Source organism: Sphaerisporangium sp. NPDC005289 (assembly GCF_040607455.1).
GTDB classification, from domain to species: Bacteria; Actinomycetota; Actinomycetes; order Streptosporangiales; family Streptosporangiaceae; genus Sphaerisporangium; species Sphaerisporangium rhizosphaerae.
Genome location: NZ_JBEXGS010000015.1, coordinates 1 through 11897 on the forward strand (window position 1 = coordinate 1; position 11897 = coordinate 11897).

An 11897-nucleotide genomic window follows, 5' to 3' on the forward strand; every position below is an offset into this window, starting at 1 on the left:
TGCGCCCTCCCCACCCCCCACCCCGTTCACCCCGGGGTAAAACACCCCAACTACCGCCCCCCCCCGCGGGCGGGGGGGGGGGGCCGCCGCCGGGGGCCCCGCCTCCTCGCGTGCGGGGCCGGTCGCCCGCCGCGCGGGGCCGTTCCGCACCGACGTCCCCGCCGATCGGACGGCGGGGAGCGCGGGCCGCGCGGGGCCCGCGCGGCCGGGGCGATCGGCGGCCCGCCGTGTGGGACGGGCGATCGCGGGCAGGGGGGTCCAGAGCCCGACCGACGCCGACGAACGGAGAGACCGTGCAGCCCCCCGACACCGCGCGGCCGGGACGGCCACCGGCGGCGACCTGCGCGCTCTCGCGGAGGATCTCCCGGCGGGCGTGCGCCGTGCGGGAACAAACCGCGCCGCCTGACGTTATTGATACTGGTGCGCCGAACCTCGAACGCCGCGCCATCCCAAGACCGAAATGACGACTCCGTGACGGAGGAGGTGTGCTCATGCCCCGAACTGCCGCGGCGACCTCGCCATCGCGCGAGGCGACCCCGACGACGCTCGCTCAGGTCCTCGACCGAGGGCGAGCGCAAGGTCACCTTTCCCTCGCGGAGCTCCGCGAGGCGTTCTCGTCAGCGCAGATCAGCCCGGCCAAGGGTCGCTCGATCTTGCGCGAGCTCACCGAGGCCGGCGTGAGCCTGGCCGCGGAGAACGACGCCGCCCCTGGCGGCCCGGCGCGAAGGACCCGTAAGAGCACCGCAGTGAAGACTACCGCGAAGAGCGCAATGACACGCACCAGTACGACCGCGGACCCGGCGGCCACCGCCGAGGGCTCCGAGGGCACCATCACGACCCGCCGCCGCCACGCCACCCGCCGGACCACGCGCCCGGGCGGGGAGGCCGCGCCGGTCTCCCCCGCCGCCCCGGCGGCGCCCGCGCCGTCCCGGCCCCCGGCGGCCGAGGAGACGCCCGAGCCCGAGGACGGCTGGAGCGAGCCGGACGAGAGCGAGCTGCAGAACGAGCCGCTGGACCTGGACGACCAGTCCTCGGTCATGGGCGACTCCGTGCACACCTACCTCAAGTCGATCGGCCGCCGCACCCTGCTGACCGCCGCCGAGGAGGTCGAGCTCGCCAAGCGCATCGAGGCCGGCCTGTACGCCGAGTACAAGCTGGAGAACGACCCCTCCCTCAGCGCCGCCCGGCGCGAGGACCTCGAGTGGGTGGCCGAGGACGGCAGGCGGGCCAAGGACCACATGCTGGAGGCCAACCTGCGCCTGGTGGTCTCGGTGGCCAAGAAGTACACCGACCGCGGCATGGCCCTGCTCGACGTGGTGCAGGAGGGCAACCTCGGCCTGATCCGCGCGGTGGAGAAGTTCGACTACTCCAAGGGCTACAAGTTCTCCACCTACGCCATGTGGTGGATCCGGCAGGCGATCCAGCGCGGCTTCGCCGACTCGGCCCGCACCATCAGGCTCCCGGTGCACGTGCTGGAGATGCTGTCCAAGCTGTCGCGCATCGAGCGCGACATGCACCAGCGGCTCGGCCGCGAGCCCACCCCCGAGGAGCTGGCGGTGGAGCTGGACAAGACCCCCGACCAGATCGAGGAGCTGCTGCGCACCAGCCGCCAGCCGATCAGCCTCAACGCCACCATCGGCGAGGACGGCGAGACGACCATCGGCGACCTCATCGAGGACGTCGACGCCCCAGAAGCCTCCGAGGTCGTCGACCGGCAGCTGCTGGGCGCGGAGCTGCGCGGAGTGCTGGGCAACCTCACCCCCCGCGAGGCCAAGATCATGGCGTTGCGCTTCGGCCTGATCGACGGCAAGCCGCACACCCTGGACGAGATCGGCAAGCACCTCGGGCTCACCCGCGAGCGCATCCGCCAGCTCGAGAAGGAATCGCTGTCCAAGCTGCGCCACCCGAGCAACACCCGTCCGCTGCTCGACTGGGCCAGCTGACCGCTGCTCGATCGGTCCGGCCGGCCGCGGCGCCGGACCACCGGCCCGCCCGGCACACGCGCACGGCCTCCGCCCACCCGGGCGGAGGCCGTCGGCGTCTCAGCGGGTCAGCGCGCGGCGGCGAAGGGACGCGGCACGCGGGCGATGCCGGTCAGCCGGTTCTCCTCGCGCAGCGTGCGCAGCCGGTCGACCTCGGCGGTCCACTTGGCGCCCTCGGGCGTCGCGACGCCCTTGCGCCGGCGGATGCGGTCGTCGTAGGCCTTGACGCCGAGGGTGGCGCGCTGGGCGGCCTCGGCGGCGCGCAGCGCGTCGGTCAGCGCGCGGTCATAGGCGAGCCCGGCCGCCCGGAGCTCCTCGGCCCCGGCGCCGGCGGCCTGGGCGCGCCGCAGCCCGCCCTCGGCCTCGCGCGCCTTGTCCAGCAGCTTGGGGAAGCTCTTTCCGACCTCCTGGTCGGCGTGGTGCCTGACCTCCGCCTCCCGGCTCACGCTCGGACGGAAAAACGCCATCGCCTGCCCTTTCTCAGCACATCGCCGGTGATCCGGCGTACCTCGCTCGCCATAGCGTACGCCGCCCGGAGCACCGGCCTCGCCCGGCGTCCCCGAGTGAGGGCGGACGGCACGGCGCGGCGCCCTTTACAAAGTAAGCCATCGTCGGGATCATGCCTGGTATGCCAGCGAAGCGACCTCCGGTCCCCCTGTCCCGCGAGCGCATCATCGAGGCCGCCCTGCACATCGCCGACGGCCAGGGGCTGCGCCGCCTCACCATGCGCCGCCTCGGCGACGCCCTGCAGGTCGAGGCGATGGCGATCTACCACCACCTGCCCCGCGGCAAGGAGGCGCTCATGGACGCCCTCGCCGAGCACGTCACCACCGTCACCGTCGAGCCGTCCGACGGGGGGTGGCGGGAGGTCGCCCGCGCCTGGGCCCACGCGGGCCGCGCGGCCCTGCTGGAGCACCCCGGGGTGCTGGCCCTGGCCCTGACCAAGCCGCCGCAGGGCACCGCGCTCATGGCGATCCGCGAGCAGGCCGAGCAACTGGCCGCCGCGGGGTTCGGCGACCCCGCCCGCGCCGCCCAGGCCGTGCGGACGCTGCGCGCGTACGTCATGGGCAGCGTCGCCGTGGAGATCCAGCGCTCCGGCTGGGCCGCCCCGCCGGAAGAGGCGCAGGACGAACAGAACGGACGACTCCCGGCGCCGGCGGCCACCCGGGCGGAGCCCGCCGAGGAGGCCGCGGCGGCGTTCGAGCGCGGGCTGGAAGCCCTGTTGAGAGGGCTTCCCAGCTCGTAACCGTTCGTTTATCTGTTCGGCGGCGAGTCGTGCTTGGACCGTTATCTCACCTGGGGCAGGCTTGTGTCGCAGGTCACAGCGCCGGATCAGCCTTTCGGGCCCCCGCGGACCCCCTAATCGAAGGATCCAAACCGTCCCAATGGGCTATGTCGTACGCGTGTGACCCGCAGCACACTTACTCTGTAGGTGTGCGTTAGCGCACACTGTCAACAGCAGAAGCGCTCGTCCCCGTTCGGCGGGGACATGGGGGAATCGGCGCGGGGCAGCGGTGCCTGGCGATGACGCCCCCGCGAGCCCCAGACCGAGAGAGAAAACCGGAGGCACGCCAATGTGCCCGCATGAGCCGTCCTGTCCGACCACCAACGCGCCGGACCGCGAAGCCGCCCGCACGATCGCGGCGCACCCCGAGCAGGGGTGGAGCCTGCTGTGCAACGGCATCGTGCTATTCGAGGACACCGGGGAGCTCCTGCCCGACGGCGCCATCATCGCCCCGCACCGTCCCACCGACCTGGCCATAAGCGCGGCCTGACCTTCACGCGAACCGGGGGCCGAGCCATCCGGCGACGACCTCGCCCACCCGGGCGGGGTTTCTGTTGAGGTCATGTCCCTCACCCGCGAGCACCACCAGGCGTGCAGCGTCCGCCTGATCGGGGACTCCGAAGCGATCACGGTCACCGCTGACCACCAGCACATCGACGCCCGCCTCGCGAAGCTCCTGCGCGCGCGAGCGGCCCGGGTTCCCGGGCGGGTGCAGCGGGAAGGCCAGCGCCACCACCGCCTCCGCGCCGACGGCGAGCGCCGTCCGGCAGGCCACCCGAGCTCCGTTGCTCCTGCCGCCCTGCACCAGGGCCAGGCCGGGAAACCGTTCTCCGAGCGAGGCCGCCAGCGCGGTCCACGCCTCGTCCTGCCTGGCCGGCGACCCCGGCGCCCGGGCGCCCGCGACCCTGAACGGCTGCAGCACCCGCGCCACCGTGCCGCCGATCGCCACCACCGCGTCCCGGACGGCCAGCAGGTCGGGCGAGTCGACCCCGCCCGCCGACCCGTGGGTGAGCAGGAACAGGAACCTCGGCGCGGGCGCCTGGTCGACCTCCACGATCGCCGCCCCCCGCGGCGTCATGATCCGCATGGCCGACACGGTACTCGGGGACCAGCCCTCTACTTCTCACGGGGGATGTCGCCGCCCGGTGTCTGTGCCAGATTAAGGGGGTGCCGGATAATTCATTGCCCCGTGACGAGCTTCGCGCCACCGTGGAGGCCCGCCGGGACCTCGGTTCCGACTACGAGCAGGCGCTGATCGAGTCGTTCCTGGAGAAGATCGACTCGACGATCGAGTCCCGGGTGCGGGCCGAGGTGGCCGCGCAGAACGGGTACCCCCTCCAACCCGGCCCCGGCGGGCCGTACGCGGCGCCGCATCCCGGTCCGGGCAAGCAGCCCAGGCAGGTCGACGCCACGATCCCGATCGCGCTCGGCTCGCTCGGCATCGGCATCCCGCTGACCGCGATCGCCGCCGGGCAGGGCGGGCCCGCGGGGCTGTTCCTGGCCTGGACCGGCATCATCATGGTCAACGTCGCCGCCGCCGTCGGCCGCAGACGCCGCTAGCCGTACGCGCTCACCACCCCGGTGAGCCGGTGAGTCCGGCCGACCGGCCGGTCAGCGCGCCGACAGGGCCGCGCGCACCGCCGCGACGGCCTCCTCCTGCGAAGCTCCCAGATCGCTCGCAGCCCGGACGAACTCCTCGGCCGTCAAGCTGAGGCCTGGGCCGGGGCGGCTACTGGGAGGGGGCGGTGTCGTCGCGGGTGAGGCGGAGGCGGACCTGGTCGGCGACCGTCTCGTCGGGGTGGCCGAGCCCGTACGCCCACACCTGCTCGGCGTCGGCGTCCCGCCCGCGCAGGGGCAGCGTGCGGGCGAGCAGTTCGACGGCGAGCGCGACGCCGTCGGCGTCGCCGTCGCCCTCGGCGGCCGCGGCGAACTCCCCGCAGGCCATGTCGAGGTGGGCCATGCCGAGCAGCACCCGCAGGCGCCCGGGGTCGGCCACCTCGGGCAGCTCCAGGGCGTCGAGGAGCAGGTCGGCGGCCTCGCCGGGCTGCCCGTCCTCCAGCAGGTACTCGGCCAGGCGCTGGGCAGCCTCGGAGCAGGCCCGCGGGTCGCGGGTGGCCAGGGCGGCGCGCAGCGCCGCCTCGGCGGCGCGGTCGTCGCCCTGGGCTTCGGCGATGCGGGCCAGGGCCAGGTGGGCGCCGGGCAGGTAGGCCGGGGTGCCGACGCCGATCACGGCCTGCCAGGCGGCGCGGGCCTGGTCGGCCATGCCTTCCTGCTCGAACCCGCGCGCCAGGTGGCAGGCCGCCTGGGCGGCGTACTCGGGGTGGCCGGTGGCCAGGGCCGTGCGCGCGGCCGCCCTGGCGCCGGTGAGGTCGCCGCGGCGCTCGAGGACCAGGGCGAGGCCGACGGCCGCCTGGGCGCGGTCGGCCTCGCGCTCGTCGGAGGCAAGCGCGGCGAAGATCTCGGCCGCGGCCTCCAGTTCGCCGCTCTCGGCGAGCCTCCGCGCGTCCTCGATCCGCCGGCCGGACTCGACCTCGTGCGCCGCCATCGGGACCTCTCCTCCGCCTCGGGAATCCCGGCCTCGCGACGCGGGCGCGCCGTCGCGCGCGACATATTATGCCGATCCAGGCGGAGCGCCGAGGGCGGTCGCTCAGTCTTCGTATGCCTCCAACGGGGGGCAGGCGCAGACCAGGTTGCGGTCGCCGTAGGCCTGGTCGATGCGGCGGACCGGCGACCAGTACTTGTCCTCCCGCAGCGACGGCAGCGGGTAGGCCGCCTCGGCGCGGGTGTAGGGGTGCTTCCAGTCGTCGGCCAGCAGGCACGCGGCGGTGTGCGGGGCGCCGCGCAGCGGGTTGTCGGCCCGGTCGTAGCGTCCGGAGGCGACCTTGGCGATCTCCTCGCGGATGGCGACCATGGCGTCGACGAAGCGGTCCAGCTCGGCCAGGTCCTCGCTCTCGGTCGGCTCGATCATCAGCGTGCCGGCCACCGGGAAGGACATGGTGGGGGCGTGGAAGCCGTAGTCGATGAGCCGCTTGGCGACGTCGTCGACGGTGACGCCGGTCTCCTTGGTGATCGGGCGCAGGTCGATGATGCACTCGTGGGCGACCAGGCCCTCGCGGCCGGTGTAGAGCACCGGGTAGTGCGGGGCCAGGCGCCGGGCCAGGTAGTTGGCCGACAGGATGGCCTGCTCGGTGGCCGCCTTGAGGCCCTCGGCGCCCATCATGCGGATGTAGGCCCAGGAGATGGGCAGGATGCCCGCCGAGCCGTACGCCGCGGCCGAGACCGGCCCGACGGCGCCGTCGGCGCGCTCTTCCAGGGGGTCGCCGGGCAGGTAGGCGGCCAGGTGCGAGCGGACCGCCACCGGGCCGACGCCGGGGCCGCCGCCGCCGTGCGGGATGCAGAAGGTCTTGTGCAGGTTGAGGTGGGAGACGTCGGCGCCGAAGGACCCGGGCTTGGCCAGGCCGACCAGCGCGTTGAGGTTGGCGCCGTCGACGTAGACCTGGCCGCCTGCCTGGTGCACCCGCTCGCAGATCTCGGTGATGGTCTCCTCGTACACCCCGTGGGTGGAGGGGTAGGTGACCATGATGGCCGCGAGCCGCTCGCTGTGCTTGTCGATCTTGGCGATCAGGTCGGGGACGTCCACGTTTCCGTCGTCGTCGCAGGCCACGACCACCACACGCATACCGGCCATGACGGCGCTGGCGGCGTTGGTGCCGTGCGCCGAGGACGGGATGAGGCACACGTCGCGCTCGCCGTGGCCGTTGGCCCTGTGGTAGGCGCGGATGGCGAGCAGCCCGGCGAACTCGCCCTGGGATCCGGCGTTGGGCTGCAGGGAGACCGCGTCGTAGCCGGTGACCTCGGCCAGCCAGCCCTCCAGGTCGCCGATCAGGCGCAGGTAGCCCTCGACCTGATCGGCCGGGGCGTAGGGGTGGACGCCGGCGAACTCCGGCCAGCTGATGGGCTCCATCTCGGTGGTGGCGTTCAGCTTCATGGTGCACGAGCCGAGCGGGATCATCGACCGGTCCAGGGCGATGTCCCTGTCCTGGAGCCTGCGCAGGTAGCGCAGCATGGCGGTCTCGGAACGGTGGGAGTGGAACACCGGGTGCGACAGGTAGCCGGTGGTGCGCAGCAGCCCGGCGGGCAGGGCGTCGGAGGCGGAGGTGTCCACGTCGTCCAGCACGACCCCGGTCACGCCGAACGCCTCCCAGACGGCCTGGAGGTGCGCGCCGGTGGTCTTCTCGTCGCAGCTGACGCCCACGCGGTCGGCGTCGGCCAGGCGCAGGTTGACGCCGCGGTCCAGGGCCGCCGCGACGACCTCGGCGGCGCGGCCGGGGACACGGGCCAGGACGGTGTCGAAGAAGTCGTCGTGGACGACCTCGACGCCGCCGTCGCGCAGGCCGGCGGCCAGCACGGCGGCGTGCCGGTGGGTGCGCTGCGCGATGCGCCGCAGGCCCTCGGGACCGTGGTAGACGGCGTACATGCCGGCGATCACCGCGAGCAGCACCTGCGCGGTGCAGATGTTGCTGGTGGCCTTCTCCCGGCGGATGTGCTGCTCGCGGGTCTGCAGGGCCAGCCGGTGGGCGGGGCGCCCGTCGGCGTCCTGCGACACCCCGACCAGCCGGCCGGGCATCTGCCGCTGGAGCCCTTCGCGCACGGCCATGTAGGCCGCGTGCGGCCCGCCGAAGCCGAACGGGACGCCGAAGCGCTGGGAGGAGCCGATGGCGATGTCGGCGCCCAGGGTGCCGGGGGCCTCGACCAGAGTCAGGGCCAGCAGGTCGGCGGCGGCGACCACGAGCGCGCCGCGGGCGCGGGCCTGGGCGGCCACGGCGCGGAAGTCCTTGAGCCGGCCTCCGGCGCCGGGGTACTGGACCAGCAGGCCGAACAGCTCCCCCTCCGGCAGCCCGGCGGCCAGGTCGGCCTCGACCAGCTCGATGCCGAGCGGCTCGGCGCGGGTGGCCAGCACCGCCTTGGTCTGCGGCAGGGCGTCGGCGTCGACGACGAACACCGGGGACTTGGCGCGGCCGGCGCGGCGGGCCAGGGTCATCGCCTCGGCGGCGGCGGTGGCCTCGTCCAGCAGCGAGGCGCCGGCGACGTCCAGCCCGGTCAGGTCGGACACGACGGTCTGGAAGTTGAGCAGGGCCTCCAGGCGGCCCTGGGAGATCTCCGGCTGGTAGGGGGTGTAGGCGGTGTACCAGCCGGGGTTCTCCAGCAGGTTGCGCCGCACGACCGCCGGGGTGATCGTGTCGTGGTAGCCCAGGCCGATCATCGAGGTGGGCACCTGGTTGCGGGCGGCCAGGGCGCGCAGCTCCGCGAGCGCCTCCTCCTCGCTCGCGGCGGGCGGCAGGTCGAGCGGCTCGCCGGAGCGGATGGCGCCGGGGACGGCGACGGCGATCAGGTCGGCCACCGAGGCGTAGCCCACGGCCTCCAGCATGCGGGCCTGCTCGGCGTCCGACGGGCCGATGTGCCGGGTGGCGAAGGGCGGTGCGAAGAGGTCGCGAAGCGGTGACCGATCGGTCATGGGGCCCTCCTACAAGGGGTAGAGACCGGCGCTGAGCGCGCGCGTATGCCGGATCTCCCCCTCTGTCAGCGCGACATCCTCATCGCGACCTGAGAGCTTCATCCCCTTGCGGGGGATTTGCACCGTCGGTGAGACACGCCTGGCGGGCACGCCTACTTTCCAGAGTCGCCTCGCCTGTGCGGTACGTGGGCCTGAGAGATTCCGGGGAGGTTGCTCCTTCGGCGCCCGGGGTCACTCGCCGGCGCCGCAGGTGGTGCGGTGCCGGCCCGTGCCCGGGTCTCTCCCGCACAGGGTCAACAGCTTTCCCGGTAATCGTACCGTCCCGCCCCGAGTAGGGAGTTACCCCTACATTTCGGGATTTGCCATGTTTTATCCCTGTAGGGCGGGTATGTAGAGACCCCGACCACCCCGTAGATCTTCTGGGATATGTGCGACAGCCCCCGGCCCTCCTCAGCGGAGGGAGACTCCCCGTCCCGGCCCTCCGGCCTCAGCCCGTCTTGCGGGCCTTCCTGCGCTTGGCCAGCTCGTCACCTGGGTGGTCCTCCAAGGAGTCCGGGCCGGCCGGCTCCGCGCGTTCCCCCGGCAGCTCCGCCAGGGAGCCCTCGACCTCGCGCCACACGCCGCCGAGGGCGATGCCGAACACGCCCTGGCCGCCCTCGAGCAGGTCGATCACCTCGTCGGCCGAGGTGCACTCGTAGACGCTCACCCCGTCGCTCATCAGCGTGATCTGCGCCAGGTCGTTGACCCCGCGCTCGCGCAGGTGCTGGACGGCGGTGCGGATCTGCTGGAGCGACACCCCGGTGTCCAGCAGCCGCTTGACCACCTTGAGCACGAGGATGTCGCGGAAGCTGTACAGCCGCTGGGATCCCGACCCCTGCGCCGCGCGAACCGACGGCTCGACGAGCTGGGTGCGCGCCCAATAGTCGAGCTGACGATAGGTGATGCCGGCCGCCGAGCACGCCGTCGGGCCGCGGTATCCGACGTCGGCGGGCAGAGACGCCGGCCGCTCGTCGAACAGCAGGCCCTGCTCGCCCGCGCGTTCCCGCGCCGACTGCCGCTGGACTGGATCGTGCTGGCCGGCCGTCTTGCCCTCGCCGCTGCTGACCGCCACTGCGGACCTCCGGCTTCCTCTCATCCCACGGTCTGATCTGGGGGTTCGTGAATTACAACCGTGGGTTCCCTTGCACCGTAGGACTGGCGCGATGCTCAGTCAACGATCCCGCCCGGCGCGTCGTGAAGCGTAAATGCCCGAAATGGCTAACCCGCACGGCCGAAGTCCTCGGGCGTGATCGTGTCAAGGAACTCGCGGAACTTCTCGACCTCGTCCTCCTGGTCATCGGGGATGATCACACCGGCCTCGCGCACGACGTCCTCGCTCGCGAAGATGCTCGCACCGGTGCGCAGCGCCAGCGCGATCGAGTCCGACGGCCGGGCGCTCACCTCCACCCCGTTGGAGAACACCAGGTCGGCGAAGAAGATTCCGTCACGCAGCGCGACGATGTTCACCGCCGTCAGCCGCACGCCCAGAGCCTCGATCACGTCCTTGAACAAGTCGTGGGTGAGCGGCCTGGGGGGCGGCTCCTCCGCCTGAGCCAGCGCGATGGCCGTGGCCTCGGTCATCCCAATCCAGATCGGCAGGTATCGCTCGCCCTTGGCCTCCTTGAGCAGGACTATGGGCTGGTTGGAGGGCATCTCGACGCGGACCCCCACGACCTCCATCTGCAACACAGGCTGCTCCGTCTCATCGGGTCGCCGCCCCGCTCCGGGCCCGTTCCCTCGCGGCTCTCGGCTCGCGGCGTGACCATCGCCGCAAAATTCAACGTAACATCCCCGCACCCCGAAATGTCCGGGCGGCTCCGTCAGCGGCCCAGAATGCCGCGCAGGCCGGTGCGGACCAGGGCGGTGTGCAGGTCCTGCAGCAGACCGGACAGCTCTCGCGCGGTCTCCTCGGCGCGGCCGGCGGCGCACGGCGCGCGGCGCCGCAGCAGCGGGGCCACGGCCTGCTCGACCAGCCCCGCCTCCCGCTCGGCGGCGGCCTTGAGCACCCGCAGGTGGCGCGGGTGCAGGCCGAACCTCGCCAGCGCGCCCGAGGCGCGGGCGACGGTCAGAGCCTCGGCGTCGTACCACCGGGCCACCGGGGTGAGCAGGCCGAAATCCTCCAGCTCGGCGAGGGTCTCCTCCTCAAGCCCGGCGGCGGCCAGCAGTTCGGCGCGGCTGAGCCGCACCTCGGCCACCGGCGCCTCCCCGCCCACGGCGCGCGGGCGGCCGGCGCCGTCGGGTTCGGCGGTGTCCAGGTGGTCCTTGATCACGCGCAGCGGCAGGTAGCGGTCGCGCTGGGCGGTGAGGATGTAGCGCAGGCGCTCGACGTCCGCGTGGGTGAACTTGCGGTACCCCGAGGGGGAGCGCTGGGGCTCGATGAGCCCCTCGCCCTCCAGAAAGCGGATCTTGGAGACGGTGACGTCGGGGAAGTCGGCCCGCAGGACCTCGAGGACCTCCCCGATGCTCATGAACGCCCTCGCCGCCTGCGCGCCCATCACCGCACCTCCTCACCCACGCGTGAGGAACACCAGCCGGAACTTGCCGATCTGGACCTCGTCGCCGCCCGACAGCGGCAGCTCCTCGATGCGCTCGCGGTTGACGTAGGTGCCGTTGAGGCTGCCGACGTCCCGGGCGGTGAAGTAGGCGCCCCGCCGGTAGAACTCGGCGTGCCTTCGCGAGACGGTGACGTCGTCCAGGAAGATGTCGCTCTCGGGGTGACGGCCCGCCGTGGTGAGATCGCTGTCGAGCAGGAAGCGGCTCCCGGCGTTCGGCCCGCGCATCACCACCAGCAGGGCCGTACCGGGCGGCAGTTGCTCGACCGCCGCCCGATCGGGGATGAGCGTCTGGCCCGTCGCCTCGCCGTCCATCGCCTCGATCCCGCTCAGGGAGATCGTGGAGGTGGTGTCCCCCGGCGTGTTCTCGACGCGACTCAACGGCGACCCGCACCGTGAGCAGAAACGGGCGTCCTCAGGGTTGGCATTCCCGCACTGAGTGCAGTAGACGCTCGGCATCGATCGGCTCGGCCTCCTACCGCGAAGTCGCGGCGACGGTGCTCTGGGCGGCGTGCCTCGGATCT

At 73.0% G+C, this 11897-nt stretch carries 12 protein-coding genes and 1 riboswitch; of the genes, 4 read left to right on the top strand and 8 right to left on the bottom strand.

Translation table 11 applies throughout. From position 1 onward, the window contains the following. Window positions 1–491: 491 nt before the first annotated feature. Window positions 492–1943 (top strand): RNA polymerase sigma factor, encoded by a 1452-nt coding sequence (locus ABZT47_RS24835; RefSeq protein WP_354846523.1) that lies wholly within the window; start codon window positions 492–494, stop codon window positions 1941–1943. A 107-nt stretch (window positions 1944–2050) separates the two neighbouring features. Here ABZT47_RS24835 and ABZT47_RS24840 read toward each other — a convergent pair whose 3' ends face one another. Next, window positions 2051–2428, bottom strand: coding sequence for a hypothetical protein (locus tag ABZT47_RS24840; RefSeq protein ID WP_354846526.1), 378 nt, complete (start codon window positions 2426–2428; stop codon window positions 2051–2053). A gap of 182 nt (window positions 2429–2610) precedes the next feature. On the opposite strand from ABZT47_RS24840, the gene ABZT47_RS24845 reads away from it, so the two are divergent. Together ABZT47_RS24845 and ABZT47_RS24850 are read left to right on the top strand one after the other, a co-directional pair. Beyond that, entirely contained in the window at window positions 2611–3228 is a 618-nt protein-coding gene (locus ABZT47_RS24845) for a TetR/AcrR family transcriptional regulator C-terminal domain-containing protein (RefSeq protein WP_354846529.1), read from the top strand. A gap of 328 nt (window positions 3229–3556) precedes the next feature. Next, window positions 3557–3757 (top strand): DUF5999 family protein, encoded by a 201-nt coding sequence (locus ABZT47_RS24850; protein ID WP_354846532.1) that lies wholly within the window; start codon window positions 3557–3559, stop codon window positions 3755–3757. A 3-nt stretch (window positions 3758–3760) separates the two neighbouring features. On the opposite strand, the gene ABZT47_RS24855 is transcribed toward ABZT47_RS24850, so the two are convergent. After that, window positions 3761–4354: an alpha/beta family hydrolase gene (locus ABZT47_RS24855; RefSeq protein ID WP_354846535.1), complete on the bottom strand. Its 594-nt coding sequence runs from the start codon at window positions 4352–4354 to the stop codon at window positions 3761–3763. Window positions 4355–4434: 80 nt separating this feature from the next. Here ABZT47_RS24855 and ABZT47_RS24860 point away from each other — a divergent pair, with 80 nt between their 5' ends. Next, window positions 4435–4827 (top strand): hypothetical protein, encoded by a 393-nt coding sequence (locus ABZT47_RS24860; protein ID WP_354846538.1) that lies wholly within the window; start codon window positions 4435–4437, stop codon window positions 4825–4827. A 169-nt stretch (window positions 4828–4996) separates the two neighbouring features. Here ABZT47_RS24860 and ABZT47_RS24865 read toward each other — a convergent pair whose 3' ends face one another. The 6 genes from ABZT47_RS24865 to ABZT47_RS24890 form a co-directional block, all read right to left on the bottom strand. Beyond that, window positions 4997–5812 carry a hypothetical protein gene (locus ABZT47_RS24865; protein WP_354846541.1) on the bottom strand — a complete coding sequence of 272 codons (816 nt, stop codon included), beginning with the start codon at window positions 5810–5812 and terminating at the stop codon, window positions 4997–4999. A gap of 102 nt (window positions 5813–5914) precedes the next feature. Beyond that, window positions 5915–8782, bottom strand: coding sequence for an aminomethyl-transferring glycine dehydrogenase (gene gcvP, locus ABZT47_RS24870; protein WP_354846544.1), 2868 nt, complete (start codon window positions 8780–8782; stop codon window positions 5915–5917). Between the two features lie 169 nt (window positions 8783–8951). Then, window positions 8952–9078: riboswitch (glycine riboswitch) on the bottom strand. Window positions 9079–9269: 191 nt separating this feature from the next. Then, a complete protein-coding gene (locus ABZT47_RS24875) occupies window positions 9270–9803 on the bottom strand; it encodes a MerR family transcriptional regulator (protein ID WP_354846980.1) in 534 nt (177 codons plus the stop codon). Between the two features lie 236 nt (window positions 9804–10039). Further along, a complete protein-coding gene (locus tag ABZT47_RS24880) occupies window positions 10040–10510 on the bottom strand; it encodes a bifunctional nuclease family protein (RefSeq protein ID WP_354846547.1) in 471 nt (156 codons plus the stop codon). Between the two features lie 131 nt (window positions 10511–10641). Then, window positions 10642–11316: a MerR family transcriptional regulator gene (locus ABZT47_RS24885; protein WP_354846550.1), complete on the bottom strand. Its 675-nt coding sequence runs from the start codon at window positions 11314–11316 to the stop codon at window positions 10642–10644. Between the two features lie 12 nt (window positions 11317–11328). Then, a complete protein-coding gene (locus ABZT47_RS24890) occupies window positions 11329–11832 on the bottom strand; it encodes an FHA domain-containing protein (protein WP_354846552.1) in 504 nt (167 codons plus the stop codon). Window positions 11833–11897: the final 65 nt, after the last annotated feature.